This window comes from Nonlabens sp. YIK11, from assembly GCF_001413925.1.
Taxonomy (GTDB): Bacteria; Bacteroidota; Bacteroidia; order Flavobacteriales; family Flavobacteriaceae; genus Nonlabens.
Map to the genome: position 1 here is coordinate 288673 of NZ_LBMJ01000001.1, position 18201 is coordinate 306873.

Consider the following 18201-nt stretch of genomic DNA (forward strand, 5'->3'; position numbering starts at 1 on the left):
CAGATTCCTTGTTAGGATTGCTATTTTTACCTTGATTAGCGATTTAGCAATAACTTATATTCCAAATTAAGGAAATCACAATATATCATTCCATCTACCTATGAGACCAGATTTATTTGAAGCACCGGATTATTATCAGTTAGACGATTTATTGACTGAGGAACACAAGATGATACGCGATGCGGCGCGCACATGGGTAAAACGTGATGTATCACCTATCATCGAGCAGGCTGCCCAAGATGCCAAATTTCCTCAAAGCATCATTCCTGGATTGGCTTCCATAGGCGCTTTTGGCCCATATATTCCAGAAGAATATGGCGGTCCTGGACTGGATCAGATCTCATATGGATTGATCATGCAGGAACTGGAGCGTGGCGATAGCGGTGTAAGATCTACAGCATCCGTACAGTCATCACTAGTGATGTATCCTATCTGGAAATATGGTAGTGAGGAGCAAAAACAAAAATTCCTACCCAAACTTGCCAGCGGTGAGTTTATGGGATCCTTCGGTCTGACCGAACCTGATCACGGTTCTGACCCTGGCAGTATGGTGACCCGATTCAAAGACGCTGGAGATCACGTGATCCTCAATGGTGCTAAACTATGGATCTCTAACAGTCCGTTTTGCGATGTGGCCGTAGTCTGGGCAAAAGATGAAAACAATCGCATTCATGGTGTGATCGTGGAACGTGGTATGGAAGGATTTACCACGCCAGAAACCCATAACAAATGGTCGCTGCGTGCCAGCGCCACTGGTGAGTTGATCTTTCAAGATGTCAAGGTTCCCAAGGCTAATATTTTACCAGGCCGCAGCGGTTTAGGCGCTCCATTGAGCTGTCTGGACAGTGCTCGTTTTGGCATTGCATGGGGCGCGATCGGTGCTGCGATGGACTGCTATGACACCGCATTGAGATATGCCAAGGAACGCAAACAATTTGGAAAACCTATCGCAGGATTCCAATTGCAACAAAAGAAACTCGCAGAAATGATCACAGAGATTACCAAAGCCCAACTACTCGCATGGCGATTAGGTGTCCTGCGTGAAGAAGGAAAAGCCACCAGCGCACAAATCTCCATGGCCAAAAGAAACAATGTCGAGATCGCCATCAATATTGCTCGTGAAGCCCGACAGATTTTGGGCGGTATGGGAATTACCGGCGAGTATAGCATCATGCGCCACAGCATGAATCTAGAAAGTGTGATCACTTATGAAGGCACGCACGATATACATTTGCTTATAACAGGATTGGACATTACGGGTGAGAATGCGTTCAACTAGTACTATTTGGTACTATAGTTGATGACAGCTTTCCCAAACTAACCTTCCAACCATGAAAAGATTATTATCTCTTACAGCAGCTTTGTTGCTGTCAACCCTTTCGTTTGCTCAAGTTCAAGATCAAAATCGCTCAAAGACCGATTTTCAAAATGAAACGATTTACAGGGTCAACCTTCTTTTAACACCTAACCTAGAAATTGAAAAAGATGTCACAAAAGATATTTCCTTACTCGCAAGTGCAGGTGTGGGAATTGCTATCTATGGAAACAATAGCTTCGGAAATAATGAAGTAGGTCTCATATTTCCATTTCAAATAGAATTGGCAACTAGATACTATACCAACTTCAATCGCAGGTTAGAAAAGGGCAAAACCATTGAAAATAATAGTGGTAATTATGTCGCTTTGAGTTTTGCTAATGTTTTTGAGGCAGAAAATGATGACGTTCGTGTAGAGCCTGGCTCAGCGCTAATAGGTGCGTATGGCATCCAGCGTACCTACTGGAAACATTTCAACCTCAACTTCCAGACAGGATTGGGTTATGATTTTCAACAAGAAGAAGTCGCTGGACAGTTGATCTTGAAGTTAGGGTACACCTTCTAGTTAATCCTATCCTAAACTTTTTTGAGGCTGGTTATTTGTTGTAACCAGCCTTTATTTTTGTAAAAAAAGATGATACAAGAGCCCGTTAATCAAACAGTTCCAAGTTCTAGTAACGATGCTATGAAAATGTTGAATGAGGCTATCTCGCTTTCGCGAAAGCGATTATTACAACATCCGCTTTACACCGCGATAAATACCACTTCTCATTTACAGACTTTTATGAAGTCTCATGTTTACGCGGTATGGGATTTCATGTCGTTGTTAAAGGCGCTCCAGCAACAACTGACGTGTACGACCTTGCCATGGCGTCCTGTCGGCGACACCCAATTGCGATATCTAATCAATGAGATAGTACTCGCCGAAGAAACCGATGAAGACATGAATGGCCACCGATTGAGCCATTATGAAATGTATCTAGATGCCATGCAGGCGGCCGGCATCACTACCGAAAAGGTAGAAAACCAAATCTCCAACTGGAAGTCGGTCGATCAAGTTCTTGAGGTTACGGCAACAGATGAGCTACCAGCACATGTGAGCCAATTTTTAAACAACACTTTTACCGTCATCAAACGAGGCAAGGCGCACGAGATCGCTGCCGCTTTTACCTACGGTCGCGAGGATCTTATACCAGAAATGTTTACTGAAATTATTGCAGGCCTAGAAAAATCTGAGGTCGCTATTGATCTCTCAAAAATCAAATACTACTTTGACCGTCACATAGAATTGGACGGTGATGAACATGGGCCTATGGCACACAAGATGGTCGCTTTACTTTGTGGTGATGATGAAACCAAATGGAAAGAAGCCACGACCGTGAGCCAGCAAGCTTTGGAAAGTCGTTATGAGTTATTCAGTGGTATTTTAGAGCGTCTGGATCAGTAATCTAGTTTTCCACATCTAGATTATCGCGATAATCTTCCTTTTCTACCATATTTGAAACGTCCACCACAGTTTGTATCTGTGGTGCGTGTTTCTTGATGGTAAGCTCGACACCAGACTTGAGTGTCATTTGATTGACGTGACATCCCACGCAAGTACCCAGCAGGCGCACTTTTACATCAACGCCATCAGTAATGCTGACCAGTTCTATATCGCCACCATCTCTTTGTAGAAAAGGTCGTATTTCTTCAAGTCCTGCCTCGACAGCTGCTTTTAATTGAGTTGCGTTCATCTATTTTTTATTAACGGGACTGCATCCAGCCATGGTGGTGATCTTTACGGCTTCAGTTGGAGGCATTTGATCATTGCGACGTACAGTTTCAGTTACCACATTCCTGGTGATATCTATAAAGGATTTTTCTATCACGGTTCCATCCTGCATGGCTGCTGGTCGGCCTACATCACCTGCTTCACGTATGCTTTGGATAAGCGGCAATTCACCTAGAAAAGGAATGTCCAGATCTTCGGCAAGATGTCTCGCGCCGTCCTTCCCAAAAATATGATATTTATTTTCTGGCAGTTCCGGTGGTGTGAAATATGCCATATTTTCAATAATTCCCAGAACAGGCACATTGATACTTTCCTGCTGGAACATGGCGACACCTTTGCGGGCATCTGCTAGTGCCACATTTTGCGGTGTACTGACTACCACGGCTCCAGTTAGCGGTAAAGCCTGCATGATACTCAAGTGGATATCACCGGTTCCTGGTGGCAAGTCTACCAGCAAAAAGTCCAATTTTCCCCAGTCAGCATCAAAGATCATCTGGTTCAACGCTTTAGACGCCATAGGTCCACGCCATACGACGGCCTGATCCAGCTTTGTAAAAAAGCCTATACTCAAAATCTTGACGCCATAGCTTTCTACAGGTTTCATTTTTGACTTGCCATCAACGTTGACAGACAGTGGTCTCTCGTTGACCACATCAAACATAATGGTAGCTGATGGACCGTAAATATCTGCATCCAGTAGGCCTACTTTAAAGCCCATTTTAGAAAGGGTCACGGCAAGATTTGCGGTTACTGTCGATTTACCAACGCCACCTTTTCCTGAGGCTATCGCAATGATGTTGTCAATTCCCGCAATGGGTTTTCCCTTGATTTCTGGAGCATTGTTTGCCTTAACAGGAGCTTCTACCTTGAGGTTCACTTTTACCTGAGCCTTGTCTGTAGTCTTTTCTTTGATGACCTGCTGGATGGAGCTTTCGGTTTTCTTTTTGGCCTGCAATGCAGGGTTTGTAATGGTAATATCCACGATAACCTCATCGCCAAAAACCAGTACGTTTTTAACCGCACCACTCTCTACCATATTCTGACCTTCGCCGGGAACACTTATGGTTTCCAGAGCTTTAAGGACTGCGCTTTTTTCTATCTTCATGTGACTTTCAATTACTACAAAGATAAGGTCTAGAGAGACGTATTGAAAATGATTCTAAATAATATACAGAAGGAATTATGCAGTGTTTGATGGTGTGGTAGTTTCGCTTTCGCGAAAGCGAACTCTACATTATTCCTCTTAATTAAAAATAGATATGGTAATTATTTCACTCCATATCTAAAGATTTACTAACTTACTGGTTCTGTTTTTAAATAATTCATTATGGGTATCAAGAGTTTTATGGGCCGCAGGTCTGAAGTCAAAGAAGATAAAAGGGAAGCGATACGTGTCAAGGATTACATGAAACGCAAACTGATTACCTTTTCTGTTGACCAAAGCATCAACGAGGTGATGGAGATCATTCTCAAACAACGCATCACTGGTGGACCGGTGACTGACGATAACGGCAACCTTATAGGAATCATTAGTGATACAGACCTCATGCAGGTCATAGGCGATAGTCGTTACCACAATATGCCTGTAGGCGATCGTACCGTAGGTGATCTCATGAGCACTCAAGTAGCTACCATAGATGCCGAGGCTGATATTTTTGATGCCGCTGGCAGATTTCTTAAATCTGGGCACCGCCGTTTTCCCGTTACCGAAAATGGAAAATTGATAGGTCAAATCTCTAGGATGGACGTGATTATCGCCGCCACAAACCTAAAGAAGAACCACTGGAGATAATTTCTAATAGTTAATTTCCAGGACTTTTAGTTTACGAACTTCATTGCCTAGTTTGAAATCCACTTCTTGGCCTTCTTGAGCACCAGCTAGCGCGCGTGCGATAGGTGTGGTAAATGCAATTTTGCCTTGGGAAACATCTGCCTCGTCCACACCTGTAATATGAATGGTTTGAACAGCATTTGCAGATGTGTTTTTGAATTTTACGGTGGCTCCAAAACGTACTTCGTCCTGTGCCTGATCTTCTGGTTTTAAAATCCTAGCGCTGGCGATACGTTCTTTGAGCAATTTGATCTTGCCGTGAATCAAAGTTTGAGACCTGCGTAGGTCGGTTTCATTTTCATTGGATAAAGTGCCCAATTCATTTTCCAATTCATCCAACTCATTTAAAAGCTGTTGATGTCCATAAGGTGTAACATAGTTAATGACGCCATCTGGTAAAATCGCTCTTGGCGGGATTACTACTGGCTCTTCCTGATCACCTTCTTTTACAAATCCGCGGCTCATTCTGCATAGGTTTTCAAGACGTTGATGTCTGTGTATTCTAGTGCTTTTTGATCTGTTGCGTTTAAATCTACCAATGGTGCTACGCCAGCTTTTTCTGCCTCTAGCCAGCGGCTTATACACAAGCACCACTTATCACCAGGCACGAGTCCAGGAAATTGATAAGCCGGAATAGGCGTGGATAGATCGTTGCCTTGAGCTTTGGTGTACTCCAGGAATTCTGCCGTCATGATTGCGCAGACGACATGAGTTCCTGTATCTGCATTTGAAGTTCTACAATAACCATCGCGATAGAATCCTGTCATGGGATCTGTACAACAGGCCATAAGAGGTTCTCCTAGAATGTTTTTCTTTTGGTCCATTTTTATGCCTTTTGTATTTGATGCTTTAACTCGCTAATGGGTTGTACGCCACTACCACGCCAGACTTGCTTTCCATTTTTGAAGATCATAAAAGCTGGAACACCACGCACGTTAAATTGAGCGGCAAGCGGCTGGTTTTTATCTACATCAACCTTAATGATTTTGACATTCTCACCTAGGTCTTTTTTTAATTGCTCCAGCACTGGCATCATGGTTTGACATGGTCCACACCAGGTCGCATAAAAGTCCACGAGAACAGGAACGTCATCTGCAATTATTTCGCTGAATTTTGCCATAGCATTGTCATTTTACACAAAATACACAAAGCCAGACTCACGACTGGTACTAGTAATATTTATTTAAGAATTAAAAGTTCACCCTTAGAGAAGTTGGGAATCTATATGCCGTTTTAAAACCGCAGCTTAGTAAAAATTTAAAAGCCCCAGTAATTAAAATTGATACCTTTACCGTGCTATGGAAGTACCGCCGTTAGAGGTTCAAATAAAAACCTTACCCTTATCGCCAGGAGTCTATCTGTATTTTGACAAGACAGATCGATTGCTTTATGTAGGTAAGGCAAAAAAACTCAAAAAAAGGGTTTCCTCTTATTTTACTAAAAGTCATGACAGCTATCGCATCAGGACGATGGTCAAAAAAATAGCACGCATCGAGCACATCGTCGTCCAGACAGAAACGGATGCGCTCCTTCTAGAAAACAGTCTTATCAAATCCAGATCGCCTAAGTATAACATCATGCTTAGAGATGACAAGACCTATCCATGGCTGTGTATTAAAAACGAACGTTTTCCTAGAATTTTCTTGACCCGCAAGATGATCAAGGATGGCAGCGAATATTACGGCCCATATACCAGCGTACGTACCGTGCGTACATTATTGGAATTGGTAAAGAGTCTTTATCCCATTCGCACATGCAAATACGACTTACAAGAAGAAAAGATTCAGGCCGGCAAATACAAGCTGTGTCTAGAATATCACATAGGCAATTGCAAAGGTCCTTGCGTAGGGCTGCAAAATGAAGCGGCCTACAATCGTAACATAGAGGCGATACGCAACATTGTGAAAGGTGATTTTAAGGATGCGGTGAACCACTTTCACAACTCTATGAAAGAGCATGCAGAAAATATGGAGTTTGAAGATGCCCAACGCATCAAGGATAAACTGGATATACTGACTCGATACCAGACGAAATCAACGGTCGTCAACCCTAACATTTCCAACGTGGATATTTTTACCATCGTTAGTGACGAGGCTGCCGGTTATGTCAATTACATCCAGATCAATCACGGTTCCATTACGCGATCGCACACTATGGAACTCAAAAAACAATTGGACGAGACCGACAAGGAGCTTTTAGAGCTTGCCATTGTAGAATTAAGAACCCGATTTGATTCCCAAAGCACCGAAGTATATACCCAGTTTCCAGTAGATCTTGGTGATTTGATAAAAGTGACCGTACCTAAACTGGGCGATAAAAAACGTGTGGTAGAATTATCAGAGCGCAATGCAAAATTCTTCCGTCAGGAGCAGTTCAAAACCATCAAAATTGTGGATCCAGATCGTCATGTCAACCGACTCATGGCACAAATGAAGGCCGATTTGCGTCTGGATGAGGAGCCACGACACATGGAGTGTTTTGACAACTCCAATATACAAGGTACAAATCCTGTCGCTGCCTGCGTGGTTTTCAAAAACGGAAAGCCCAGCAAGAGCGACTACCGTCATTTCAACATCAAAACCGTCGATGGGCCAGATGATTTTGCCAGTATGGAAGAAGTCGTCTATCGCCGTTATCGCAGGTTACTGGAAGAAGATGAACCTCTACCACAATTAGTTATTGTAGATGGTGGTAAAGGACAACTGTCCAGTGGCGTGACCGCCTTGGAACGACTGGGCTTGAGAGGAAAGGTGCCTATTATAGGTATTGCAAAACGCCTGGAAGAACTGTTTTATCCCAACGATCCCGTACCTTTATATCTGGACAAACGCTCTGAAACATTGAAAGTTATCCAGCAAATGCGTAACGAGGCGCACCGTTTTGGTATCAATCACCACAGGAACAAACGCAGCAAGCAGGCCATCGAGACAGAACTGGACGGGATTCCAGGAATAGGTGAGAAAACCACGGTAGAATTGTTGAGACACTTTAGGTCTGTCAAACGCGTTAAGGAAGCTACTAAACAAGAACTGGAGTCTGTAGTGGGAACCAGCAGGGCACAAAAAATAATTGACTTCTATAGTGAAGAAGAGTAGGATAGCATTGTTGTTGATGGTTCTCGCTTTCGCGAAAGCGAACTACCTACAAGCGCAACAATCCCAATCTTCTAATGAACAAAAAATAGGCCTCGTACTCTCTGGTGGCGGCGCCAAAGGACTCGCTCACATAGGAGCACTTAAAGTCATTGACTCCTTGGGAATCAAAGTGGATTATGTGGCTGGAACTAGCATGGGCGCCATTGTGGGTTCTTTGTATGCCAGTGGTTATACAGGTCACCAAATTGATTCCATCTTTAAAGTCACCAACTTCAACAACCTGATTGCAGACGAGATACCTCGCAGTGCCAAAACCTATTATGAGCGTAAACAAAACGAGCGGTATGCGGTGACCTTGCCATTTAAAGATTTTAAAGTGAGTCTTCCCAGTTCACTTAGCAAAGGGCAAAATGTCTATAATTTAATGTCGCAATTGCTGTCGCACGTCAATGATGTAGATGACTTTTCACAATTGCCCATTCCGTTTTTTTGCATCGCAACTAATATCGCCACTGGTGAAGAAGTGGTCCTTGATTCTGGATACTTACCTAGAGCTGTAAATGCCAGCGGCGCTTTACCTTCATTATTTGCACCGGTACAGATCAACGACCAGATGTTGATCGACGGCGGCGTGACTGATAACTACCCAGTGGAGAAGCTTAGGGCCAAAGGAATGGACGTTATCATAGGTGTTGATGTACAAGATGATTTGAAATCCTTGGACGAGTTGAACAGTGCCTTTAGCATCCTTACGCAAATCAACAACTTTAGGACCATCAACGACATGAAGGTCAAGGCACCCAAAACAGATGTCTACATTACACCTAATATCAAGGATTACAGTGTCATTTCCTTTGATCAAGGTGCAGCTATCATTAATGAAGGAGCTATCGCAACCAGAAAAAGTATAGATACGCTCACTACGCTGGCTACTGGCGGTTACAAACGTCCCGCTTTAAAGGTCCAGTCTCACGATCGGTTGTACTTGTCTGGTATTACCATTGAAGGCAATGATCGCTATACCAGGTCTTATATCATAGGTAAATTCAAAATCAACACTCCAGGATTTACCACTTATGAGAGTATTAAAAATGGTGTGAACAACTTGCAGGCCACCAATAACTTTACAAAAATCAACTACGAACTCAAACCAGACATCAACGGCATCCAACTAGCCGTAATGGTAGAAGAATCTACCGTGCGTAATTATTTGCGTCTGGGATTGCATTATGACGAGCTACTGCGCAGTGCGGCACTGGTTAATTTGAGTCGCAAGAGTGTCTTATTTAGCAACGATCAGGTTTCTTTTGATGCCATACTTGGTGACAACTTGCGTTACAGTGCAGACTATTATATTGATAAGGGTAAATACTGGTCTGTTGGTTTACACAGTGAATTCACCCAGTTTGAAAAGGGAATCCCAACCAGCTTTCTTGAAACGGTAGGTCGCCCCATACCACCTAATATTAATAGTCTAGACTTTGAATACAATGACTGGACACAACAATTCTACTTACAAACCCGATTGGATCGTGGTTTTAACGTGACGGCTGGAATCGAGGTTAAGGCCTTGGATATTTTTACCAATACACTTACCACTGGTAATGTATTGACCACACGTACCGATTTTGAAAACAGTACCACCGGTAGCATTTATGGGAAGCTATTGCTAGACACTTATGATAATGCCTTTTTTCCTTCATCAGGATGGTTTGTGGATGGCGATTTTCACCTGTATCTCTATAACGATGTGTTTCAAGAAGAGTTTAGTGAATACTCCATCGCACAACTGCAGGTAGCTCATGCGAGATCCTTTGGGAAACTTAGCCTCCAGGCGATGGCTCACGTGGGTGTCTCGATAGGTAACCCGCAAACCTCATCACTTGATTTTGTTCTGGGTGGTTATGGCGCCAGGCGCATCAATAACATCCTGCCATTCTATGGCTATGATTTTATAAGCCTTAGCAGCAATTCCATGATCAAGTCCTTATTTGAGGTGGATTATGAGGTGTTTCGTAAGAATCACGTGACCTTGAGTGCCAATTTTGCCAGCCTAGACGATGATCTTTTTGAAAAAGACGACTGGTTTAGCGAGGCTCAATACTCAGGCTATGCCATTGGCTACGGGATTGAGACATTTCTGGGTCCGGTAGAGCTGAAATATAGCTTTAGCCCGCAACGAGACGATAGTGAGTTCTATGTACGACTAGGATTTGCGTTTTAGTTTGAGATGAAGTTCGCTTTCGCGAAAGCGAAAAAATCCTTCCCATCGTAACAAATCATAGACTTTTGCATCTAATTAGCAGTCATTTCTATGGAATGGTCTGGAGAATTTCCGAAATTTACGATACAAACATTGTCCTATGCCTTTCTATCATAAAATGGGTTCCATACCGCACAAGCGCCACACGGTTTTCAAAAAACCAGATGGCTCGCTGTACTATGAACAGCTTTTTGGCACGATAGGTTTTGACGGAATGTACACTAATTCCTATCATGAACATAGGCCAACGATGGTCAAGGAAATCAAAGGAAGCTACTCTGTAAAGCCAGAAATAGCCCTTGAAAACCACTTGAAATCTTATCGCCTTAAAGGTTTTCAAGTGCCGCCACAACCAGATTATCTTGATAGTAGAACCTGCATTTTAATGAATAGTGACGTGCAGATTTTACTGGCAGCGCCCCAAGAATCCTTAAGGGATTACTGGTACAAAAATGCCGATAGTGACGAGCTGTTGTTTGTGCACCAAGGATCTGGAGTATTGCGCACACACCTGGGCAACCTTAAATTTTCTTACGGTGATTATTTATTGATCCCTAGAGGTGTGATTTATCAGATTGATTTTGACACGGCCGTGAATAGACTGTTTATCGTAGAGAGTCGCAGACCTATTTATACGCCTAAGCGTTATCGCAATTGGTTTGGTCAACTTCTGGAACATTCACCATTTTGCGAGCGTGATATACGCAGACCAGAAACTCTGGAAACGCACAATGAAAAAGGTGAGTTTTTGATCAAGATCAAGAAACAGGATGAAATATTCAATATGGTATATGCATCACATCCTTTTGATGTGGTGGGCTATGATGGTTATAATTATCCCTATGCTTTTTCCATTCATGATTTTGAACCCATAACGGGTCGCATTCACCAACCGCCACCAGTACACCAGACCTTTGAAACTGATGCTTTTGTAGTGTGTAGTTTTGTGCCTAGAAAATATGACTATCATCCGGAAAGTATTCCAGCACCATACAACCATAGCAACATCGATAGCGATGAGGTTCTTTACTATGTAGATGGCGACTTTATGAGTCGTAATGATATTGAAAAAGGGCACATTTCATTGCATCCTGCGGGTATACCACACGGACCACATCCTGGAGCTGTGGAGCGCAGTATAGGACAGACAGAAACTGAGGAGCTAGCCGTTATGGTGGACACCTTTAAACCTTTGAAAGTTACCAAAGCCGGCCTAGAAATCGCCGACGATTCCTATCATAAAAGCTGGCTAGATCATGAATAGCAAATTAATAACCAACCATAAATAAACGACGTGAACGACATTCAAAGAAAACTATCAGCTGATCCAGGCGCCACTGTCCTGGGAATCATCGCATTGCTCATAAGCATTACAGGATGCTGTTGTGGTATCCTTGCCATACCATCGGTCATTATGAGTATCATAGGTCTGGTTTGGGCCGTAAAAAGTGGTAATGCCTATAAACGATCACCAGAGTCCTATCTTGCCAAAAGCTATAACAACATCAAAACCGCCAAGATTTTGAACATCATTGCCCTTGTACTTAGCGCCATCGCACTAGTAGTATCCATGATTTGGTTCGGCAGTATGTTTAACAATCCAGAAAACTTCTTTGAACAACTGGAGAATGGCGAATTCAATGTTGAAGTGGATGACATGAATGAAGATGATTCTTTTGATGATACTACTACCGAAGAAGAAATCGACACCTGGAGATATGAAGATGCTGTAGACAGCACTACCGCAGGTGATAAGGTCATAGAAGTAGAGGAATACGAACAATACAACGATTCCATTTAATACATGATAGAGGTTAAAACATATATGGCATTTCAAACAAGAGCGATGTGGTAACTGCAATTTAAAGTACACCATATCAATTCTAATTTTTAAAAAAACACATCATGCCAGCAGAAATTAAAAACCTCAAAGATTTAAGTAATACAGAATACAGCCTAAAAAAGCTTTTCAAGGAAGCCGAAGATTTTTTGCCGCTTCTTGGAACAGACTACGTAGAGCTTTATGTAGGTAATGCAAAACAGGCTGCCCACTTTTATAAGACCGCATTTGGTTTTCAATCCCTAGCCTATGCAGGACTGGAAACAGGAATAAAGGATCGAGTATCCTACGTGCTTCAACAAGGAAAAATACGTTTGGTCTTGACCACACCGCTTCAAAAAGGTGGTGAAATCAATAAGCACATTGATGAGCATGGCGATGGCGTTAAAGTCGTGGCCTTGTGGGTTGATGATGCTACGAAAGCTTTTGAAGAAACCACAAAAAGAGGCGCAAAACCATACCAGAAACCTACAAAGGAAACTGATGCACATGGTGAAGTAGTACGTTCTGGAATCTACACCTATGGTGAAACCGTTCACATGTTTGTGGAGCGCAAGAATTATGAAGGTATTTTTCTGCCAGGATTTAAAAAATGGGAAAGCCATTATAATCCAGAACCCGTCGGTCTTAAGTTTATCGACCACATGGTAGGAAACGTAGGCTGGGATCAAATGAATACCTGGTGTAAATTCTATGGAGAAGTGATGGGCTTTGCGCAAATCATATCTTTTGCAGATGATGATATCTCTACAGAATACACTGCTCTTATGAGTAAGGTAATGAGTAATGGTAATGGTCGCGTCAAATTCCCTATCAACGAACCTGCCAAGGGAAAAAAGAAGTCCCAAATAGAAGAATATCTGGATTTTTACAATGGACCAGGCGTACAGCATATCGCGGTTGCTACAGATGATATCGTAAAAACAGTAAGCGCTATGCGTGATCGAGGTGTTGAGTTCCTGTATGTTCCAGACGAATATTACGACGATCTATTGGAGCGAGTTGGTGAGATTGATGAAGATGTTGAGGTACTTAAAAAACACGGCATCCTGATCGACCGCGATGAAGAAGGTTATCTTCTACAACTGTTTACCAAAACCATTGTAGACCGTCCTACCATGTTCTTTGAAGTGATCCAGCGCAAGGGTGCTCAATCTTTTGGCGTAGGGAATTTCAAAGCGTTGTTTGAAGCTATAGAACGTGAGCAGGCATTGCGAGGCACGCTATAATAATTTTGGAATGGCATTTGTAAATGATAACTTGTAGCACCATAAACGGTAAGTTGCAAAACACCATGAAAAAAATTGTACTCTTATTACTGGCGATCTCTTTAGTGAGTGTTGCTTATATACCACCTAGTTCCAACAATAAAATAGAACAAGCCTATAAATCTGGTGAGTGGTTCAAGTTTCGTATTCATTATGGGATGTTCAATGCCAGCTTTGCCACATTAGGAGTAGAAAGCAAAACCCTTAATGGCAAACCAGTGTACCATCTTAAAGGAAAGGGTGAATCTACAGGTTTACTTCATTTATTCTTCAAAGTAGATGATCGCTACGAAAGCTATGTGGATCGCAATACGGGAAAACCATATAGGTTTATACGTGACATAGATGAAGGTGGACATACTAAGGATATCCAGATCGACTTTAATCATGACACGCGCAAAGCAGTAATCAATAATAAAAAGCACAAAGAGATCAAGACTATGGACATCAAGCCTGGTACCCAGGACATGGTTTCCTCATTTTATCACTTACGCAATATTGTAGATCACAACAGTCTCAAAGTAGGAGATGAATTTGTACTGCCTATGTTTTTTGATGATGAGAACTATGATTTCAAAATGAAGTTTTTGGAACGTGAAGTTGTCAAGACAAAATTTGGTAAGATCAAGGCACTTAAATTCAGACCTTATGTACAGTCAGGTCGTGTGTTTGAAGAAGAAGAGAGTTTGACCGTATGGATTAGTGATGATGAGAATAAAATCCCTTTAAAAATACAGGCAAAACTAGCCGTAGGTTCATTAACAGCTGATTTAGATGCCTTTAAAGGATTGAGCCATTCCTTTCAAAAAATCGTTGACTAACAGCCACAGGTTTAAAAATTAGGATTAAACGCAAGGTAATGGACTCAAATCCCTTATGTTGTTTACATTTGCCAGCTTATAAAGCCCATAAATGCCGGACAAGATCTCTCCAGAAATTGCAGAACGCATCCAACTGCTAGAAAAGAAGTTCAAAAATTCTGGGCAGGACATGCTTTCCTACCTTGACGGCCTTCTTTACGATCAATACATTACCTACTGGGATTACATAAGACTGGACACGTTGCTTAGTTTACAAGTGCCGTCCACGCCATTTCCAGATGAGATGATTTTCATAGGATATCATCAAATCACAGAATTGTACTTTAAACTCGTAATCCACGAGCAGCTTCAGGTAATCGAGCAGGAGCAGCTTACAGGAACCTATTTTTTGGAAAAAATCAAGCGCATCAATCGGTACTTTAATGTGATGATCAACAGTTTTGAGGTCATGATCAAAGGCATGGAGCGCGAGCAGTTTCTTAAATTCAGGATGTCGCTGTTGCCAGCGAGTGGTTTCCAGAGTGCGCAGTTCCGCATGATAGAGCTGTATGCAACAAATGTGGATCATCTGGTGCATTATGATGATAGAGTTCGCTTTCGCGAAAGCGAAACAACCACAAGCATTCCAGAACTGTTCCAACATATTTACTGGAAAAAAGGCGGCATTGACAAAGCCACTGGCGAAAAAACACTTACACTAAAACAGTTTGAGAAACGTTACACACCTAGGTTCCTTAGAATTGCAGAGCAAGTCAAACACAGCAATATCTACCAGCGATACCTACAACTTCCTGAATCTGAGAAATTACCAGAGCTGAAGGAAGAATTACGTAAAATGGATCAAAACGTCAATATTAACTGGTTACTCATGCACATGGGAGCAGCGCACCGCTATCTGCGTAAGGAAAGCGGTACGGTACAAGCTACAGGCGGCACCAACTGGAAGGAATTTCTACCGCCCAGTTTCCAGCGCATCTCATTTTTCCCATCTTTATGGTCTGATCAAGAGCATGCAGAATGGGGCAAACAATGGGTGGACCACACTTTTAATACCTCTACCATAGAATGAAGAAATTAATTGTCCTAGCTACTGCATGTCTATGTCTATTTTCATGTGAACAAGTAGATGAACCCACAGATCTAGCAATTGCAGACCCTATTAAAATCGTACCTAAAGTTCTTTATGGATACGACCTCAATAATTACACGGTTGTAGAAGATACCGTAGAATCTGGAGACACCTTTAACGACCTTATTGCCTCGCATTTGGTTCAAGGTCAAAGTGCTTATGAAGCTGCCATGACCATGGATAGCGTCTATGAGTTACGCAAGATTCAAGCCGGTAAACCTTTTAAGATCTTGAAGCGCAAGGATGCGGCCCGCACACCAGAAGCTTTTATTTACGAACCCAGCCGCCAGGATTTTGTCATTCTCAAATTGACTGATGGCATGCAAGCCATCAAGGATGAACATCCCGTAACCATTAGACGCAAGACGGCTACTGGTGTTGTGAATTCCACATTATCTGAAGCAATGGAAGAAGAAGGCCTGGGAATGAGTGCTATCTGGGAATTGAGCGACATTTATAAATGGACAATTGACTTCTTTAAGTTACAACAAGGTGATCGATTCAAAATGATCTATCAAGAACGTTATATCAACGACACGGTTTATGATGGAATTGAAGCCATTGACGTTGCCATCTTTGAGACGCGTGGCAAACCGTATTACGCGTTTAATTATGTAACAGATTCTGTCAAAGGAGTGCGCGACTACTATGATGATGAAGGTAAAACACTGCGCAATTTCTTTTTAAAAGCACCAGTGAATTATACCCGTATTTCTAGCCGTTATAGTGGCAACAGATTCCATCCCGTACAAAAGCGCTGGAAGGCACACTTAGGAACGGACTATGCTGCAGGCTATGGAACACCGATAGTTTCTACTGCAAATGGTGTGGTAACAAAATCTGGATACACGCGTGGTAATGGGAATTATGTCAAAATACGTCACAACAATACCTATGAGACACAGTACCTGCATATGACCAAAAGACTCGTCAGAGTAGGACAACGCGTCGATCAAGGACAAACTATTGGTACCGTAGGTAGTACTGGCCTAGCGACTGGACCTCACGTGTGCTATAGATTTTGGGTAAATGGAAAACAAGTAGATCCATACCGCCAAAAATTGCCTAGCGCAGATCCATTGCCGAAAGATCAAATGGATGTTTACAAAAACTTCATTGAACCACTCAAAAAAGAAATTGACAATCTACCCTATAAAGAAGAAGATTCCGTCTCATGAAAAACATCAACCCAACCACTACTACTTCTTGGGAAACCCTGAAAGAACACTATAAAAATCTCAAGGATTTTGACCTTAAGCAATCCTTTGTAAAAAACCCCAATAGGGTCGATAATTTCACGATCATCAACGATGATTTTTATGTAGACATGTCAAAAAACCTTTTGACCACCTCTACAAAAGATGTGTTGACCCAACTGGCTAGGGAATGTGATCTTGAGAAAGCCATTGAGTCCTACTACAGCGACCAACCCATTAACGTTACAGAATATCGTGAGGTTCTACACACAGCTCTTAGAACGCCTCTAGACAAAGCAAATGATAAAATCAAAAGCTATGTAAAAGATGCGCTGGCCAGCAAAGAGAAAATGTTTGCGTATGTCAATGAGATCTTAGATGGCTCTCGTACTACCTATGATGGTCAACCATTTGATACAGTCGTCAATATAGGTATAGGTGGTAGCGACTTGGGACCCATGATGGTTTACACCGCTCTAGAAGCCTACCACAATCAGGTAAAAGTCCATTTTGTCTCCAATGTGGACGGTGATCACGTAGAGGAAACGCTCAAAAAGCTCAATCCTGAAACCACGTTGTTTATCATCGTATCTAAATCATTTACCACTCAAGAAACCTTGACCAATGCTACGACCCTGCGGGACTGGTTTTCAAAAGAGGTATCCACAGATGCTGTAGGCAAACATTTCATTGCAGTGAGCAGTAATGTAGAGCGCGCGATAGAATTTGGTGTGGAGAAAGAAAACATCTTCCCTATGTTTGACTGGGTAGGTGGTCGTTTTTCTTTATGGAGCACCGTTGGGATGTCCATCGCATTGGGAATAGGTACGGACAACTTTCAGGCGCTATTGGATGGTGCTCACGAGATGGATGTACACTTTAGAGATGCAAAGCTGGACGACAACATTCCGGTACAGTTAGCGCTGCTTACCATATGGTACAACAACTTTTTCAAGGCAGAAAGTGAGGTCATCATTCCATATACACAGTACCTACAACAACTGCCTGCCTATTTGCAACAGGCGATCATGGAAAGCAACGGGAAGAGCATCGATAGAGATGGGAAACCCATTGATTACCAAACAGGAAATCTTATTTGGGGAGCACCTGGAACCAATTCCCAACATGCTTTTTTTCAATTGATTCACCAGGGAACTAAACTTATTCCAGCTCATTTTATCGCTTTCGCGAAAGCGAAATACAATCATCCTGATCACCATCAAAAACTCATGGCAAATTTCTTTGCACAGACCGAGGCGCTTATGAACGGCATGTCCATGGATCAAGTGAAAGAAGATTTAGAGAAAAGTAAATTGACTGAAAAAGAGCAGAAGTTACTGGCTCCTTTTAAAGTTTTTGAAGGTAATAAGCCTACCACTACTATTTTAATCGACGAACTGACTCCAAAAAGTTTAGGCAAGCTCATCGCGATGTATGAACACAAAATTTTCACTGAAGGTGTTATTTGGAACATCTACAGTTATGATCAATGGGGTGTCCAACTAGGTAAAGTTCTTGCAGATAGGATAAACGACGACCTGAAGTCCAAAAAGTTTAATGGACATGACGCCTCAACCACTGCGCTTCTTAAGCGCTTTGACTCTAAATTAAGGTAACTTAAAGTTTATCAACAAGTTAAGGTTCATAAAAAAATGAATACTTAATGTTA

General features: G+C 42.2%; 18 protein-coding genes. 13 read left to right on the plus strand and 5 right to left on the minus strand.

All coding sequences use genetic code 11. The features are described from left to right. Positions 1 to 100 precede the first annotated feature (100 nt). The 3 genes from AAU57_RS01235 (at position 101) to AAU57_RS01245 (ending at position 2762) form a co-directional block, all read left to right on the plus strand. The gene (locus tag AAU57_RS01235; RefSeq protein WP_055411189.1) at positions 101 to 1279 is read left to right on the plus strand and encodes an acyl-CoA dehydrogenase family protein; all 1179 of its coding nucleotides are present in this window, start codon (positions 101 to 103) and stop codon (positions 1277 to 1279) included. A 52-nt stretch (positions 1280 to 1331) separates the two neighbouring features. Next, positions 1332 to 1880: a hypothetical protein gene (locus tag AAU57_RS01240; protein WP_055411190.1), complete on the plus strand. Its 549-nt coding sequence runs from the start codon at positions 1332 to 1334 to the stop codon at positions 1878 to 1880. A gap of 120 nt (positions 1881 to 2000) precedes the next feature. Next, complete coding sequence (locus AAU57_RS01245; protein WP_055413628.1) at positions 2001 to 2762, plus strand: DUF3050 domain-containing protein; 762 nt, start codon at positions 2001 to 2003, stop codon at positions 2760 to 2762. 1 nt (position 2763) lies between these two features. Here AAU57_RS01245 and AAU57_RS01250 read toward each other — a convergent pair whose 3' ends face one another. Then, the gene (locus AAU57_RS01250; protein WP_055411191.1) at positions 2764 to 3051 is read right to left on the minus strand and encodes a NifU family protein; all 288 of its coding nucleotides are present in this window, start codon (positions 3049 to 3051) and stop codon (positions 2764 to 2766) included. Further along, positions 3052 to 4194, minus strand: coding sequence for an Mrp/NBP35 family ATP-binding protein (locus AAU57_RS01255; RefSeq protein ID WP_055411192.1), 1143 nt, complete (start codon positions 4192 to 4194; stop codon positions 3052 to 3054). It abuts the gene before it with no gap. 222 nt (positions 4195 to 4416) lie between these two features. On the opposite strand from AAU57_RS01255, the gene AAU57_RS01260 reads away from it, so the two are divergent. Continuing rightward, positions 4417 to 4881, plus strand: a complete 465-nt coding sequence (locus AAU57_RS01260) for a CBS domain-containing protein (protein ID WP_055411193.1) — start codon at positions 4417 to 4419, stop codon at positions 4879 to 4881. A gap of 3 nt (positions 4882 to 4884) precedes the next feature. Here AAU57_RS01260 and AAU57_RS01265 read toward each other — a convergent pair whose 3' ends face one another. Genes AAU57_RS01265 through trxA form a run of 3 tightly spaced genes read right to left on the minus strand, consistent with a single transcriptional unit; the run spans position 4885 to position 6040 of the window. Continuing rightward, positions 4885 to 5385 (minus strand): GreA/GreB family elongation factor, encoded by a 501-nt coding sequence (locus AAU57_RS01265; RefSeq protein WP_055411194.1) that lies wholly within the window; start codon positions 5383 to 5385, stop codon positions 4885 to 4887. Further along, a complete protein-coding gene (locus tag AAU57_RS01270; RefSeq protein ID WP_055411195.1) occupies positions 5382 to 5744 on the minus strand; it encodes a DUF2237 family protein in 363 nt (120 codons plus the stop codon). The genes AAU57_RS01265 and AAU57_RS01270 overlap by 4 nt, the downstream gene beginning before the upstream one ends. Positions 5745 to 5746: 2 nt before the next feature. Beyond that, positions 5747 to 6040 (minus strand): thioredoxin, encoded by a 294-nt coding sequence (gene trxA, locus AAU57_RS01275; protein ID WP_055411196.1) that lies wholly within the window; start codon positions 6038 to 6040, stop codon positions 5747 to 5749. Positions 6041 to 6218: 178 nt separating this feature from the next. Here trxA and uvrC point away from each other — a divergent pair, with 178 nt between their 5' ends. The 9 genes from uvrC to pgi all read left to right on the plus strand — a co-directional run bounded on the left by uvrC (position 6219) and on the right by pgi (position 18148). Beyond that, entirely contained in the window at positions 6219 to 8015 is a 1797-nt protein-coding gene (uvrC, locus tag AAU57_RS01280; RefSeq protein ID WP_055411197.1) for an excinuclease ABC subunit UvrC, read from the plus strand. Continuing rightward, positions 8002 to 10239, plus strand: coding sequence for a patatin-like phospholipase family protein (locus AAU57_RS01285; protein ID WP_231717746.1), 2238 nt, complete (start codon positions 8002 to 8004; stop codon positions 10237 to 10239). The genes uvrC and AAU57_RS01285 overlap by 14 nt, the downstream gene beginning before the upstream one ends. Before the next feature lie 139 nt (positions 10240 to 10378). Then, positions 10379 to 11542: a homogentisate 1,2-dioxygenase gene (locus tag AAU57_RS01290; RefSeq protein WP_055411199.1), complete on the plus strand. Its 1164-nt coding sequence runs from the start codon at positions 10379 to 10381 to the stop codon at positions 11540 to 11542. A gap of 30 nt (positions 11543 to 11572) precedes the next feature. After that, on the plus strand, positions 11573 to 12079 hold the full coding sequence (locus AAU57_RS14950; RefSeq protein WP_156339972.1) for a CCC motif membrane protein: 507 nt from the start codon (positions 11573 to 11575) through the stop codon (positions 12077 to 12079). Between the two features lie 104 nt (positions 12080 to 12183). Continuing rightward, complete coding sequence (hppD, locus tag AAU57_RS01300) at positions 12184 to 13347, plus strand: 4-hydroxyphenylpyruvate dioxygenase (RefSeq protein ID WP_055411201.1); 1164 nt, start codon at positions 12184 to 12186, stop codon at positions 13345 to 13347. A 65-nt stretch (positions 13348 to 13412) separates the two neighbouring features. Beyond that, on the plus strand, positions 13413 to 14207 hold the full coding sequence (locus AAU57_RS01305) for a DUF3108 domain-containing protein (RefSeq protein WP_055413629.1): 795 nt from the start codon (positions 13413 to 13415) through the stop codon (positions 14205 to 14207). A 91-nt stretch (positions 14208 to 14298) separates the two neighbouring features. Further along, the gene (locus AAU57_RS01310; protein WP_055411202.1) at positions 14299 to 15276 is read left to right on the plus strand and encodes a tryptophan 2,3-dioxygenase family protein; all 978 of its coding nucleotides are present in this window, start codon (positions 14299 to 14301) and stop codon (positions 15274 to 15276) included. Further along, positions 15273 to 16514: a peptidoglycan DD-metalloendopeptidase family protein gene (locus AAU57_RS01315; protein WP_055411203.1), complete on the plus strand. Its 1242-nt coding sequence runs from the start codon at positions 15273 to 15275 to the stop codon at positions 16512 to 16514. Before AAU57_RS01310 ends, AAU57_RS01315 begins: the two co-directional genes overlap by 4 nt. Further along, positions 16511 to 18148, plus strand: a complete 1638-nt coding sequence (pgi, locus tag AAU57_RS01320) for a glucose-6-phosphate isomerase (protein WP_055411204.1) — start codon at positions 16511 to 16513, stop codon at positions 18146 to 18148. The genes AAU57_RS01315 and pgi overlap by 4 nt, the downstream gene beginning before the upstream one ends. Positions 18149 to 18201 lie beyond the last annotated feature (53 nt).

What these genes read in the sequence shown, in the direction of transcription:
- AAU57_RS01290 (WP_055411199.1), top strand. Translation starts at nt 10,379, where the DNA reads ATGCCTTTCTATCATAAAATGGGTTCCATACCGCACAAGCGCCACACG.
- AAU57_RS01270 (WP_055411195.1), bottom strand. Translation starts at nt 5,744, where the DNA reads ATGGACCAAAAGAAAAACATTCTAGGAGAACCTCTTATGGCCTGTTGT.
- hppD (WP_055411201.1), top strand. Translation starts at nt 12,184, where the DNA reads ATGCCAGCAGAAATTAAAAACCTCAAAGATTTAAGTAATACAGAATAC.
- AAU57_RS01315 (WP_055411203.1), top strand. Translation starts at nt 15,273, where the DNA reads ATGAAGAAATTAATTGTCCTAGCTACTGCATGTCTATGTCTATTTTCA.
- AAU57_RS01305 (WP_055413629.1), top strand. Translation starts at nt 13,413, where the DNA reads ATGAAAAAAATTGTACTCTTATTACTGGCGATCTCTTTAGTGAGTGTT.
- AAU57_RS01245 (WP_055413628.1), top strand. Translation starts at nt 2,001, where the DNA reads ATGAAAATGTTGAATGAGGCTATCTCGCTTTCGCGAAAGCGATTATTA.
- AAU57_RS01250 (WP_055411191.1), bottom strand. Translation starts at nt 3,051, where the DNA reads ATGAACGCAACTCAATTAAAAGCAGCTGTCGAGGCAGGACTTGAAGAA.
- uvrC (WP_055411197.1), top strand. Translation starts at nt 6,219, where the DNA reads ATGGAAGTACCGCCGTTAGAGGTTCAAATAAAAACCTTACCCTTATCG.
- pgi (WP_055411204.1), top strand. Translation starts at nt 16,511, where the DNA reads ATGAAAAACATCAACCCAACCACTACTACTTCTTGGGAAACCCTGAAA.
- AAU57_RS01265 (WP_055411194.1), bottom strand. Translation starts at nt 5,385, where the DNA reads ATGAGCCGCGGATTTGTAAAAGAAGGTGATCAGGAAGAGCCAGTAGTA.
- AAU57_RS01240 (WP_055411190.1), top strand. Translation starts at nt 1,332, where the DNA reads ATGAAAAGATTATTATCTCTTACAGCAGCTTTGTTGCTGTCAACCCTT.
- trxA (WP_055411196.1), bottom strand. Translation starts at nt 6,040, where the DNA reads ATGGCAAAATTCAGCGAAATAATTGCAGATGACGTTCCTGTTCTCGTG.
- AAU57_RS01255 (WP_055411192.1), bottom strand. Translation starts at nt 4,194, where the DNA reads ATGAAGATAGAAAAAAGCGCAGTCCTTAAAGCTCTGGAAACCATAAGT.
- AAU57_RS01310 (WP_055411202.1), top strand. Translation starts at nt 14,299, where the DNA reads ATGCCGGACAAGATCTCTCCAGAAATTGCAGAACGCATCCAACTGCTA.
- AAU57_RS01235 (WP_055411189.1), top strand. Translation starts at nt 101, where the DNA reads ATGAGACCAGATTTATTTGAAGCACCGGATTATTATCAGTTAGACGAT.
- AAU57_RS01260 (WP_055411193.1), top strand. Translation starts at nt 4,417, where the DNA reads ATGGGTATCAAGAGTTTTATGGGCCGCAGGTCTGAAGTCAAAGAAGAT.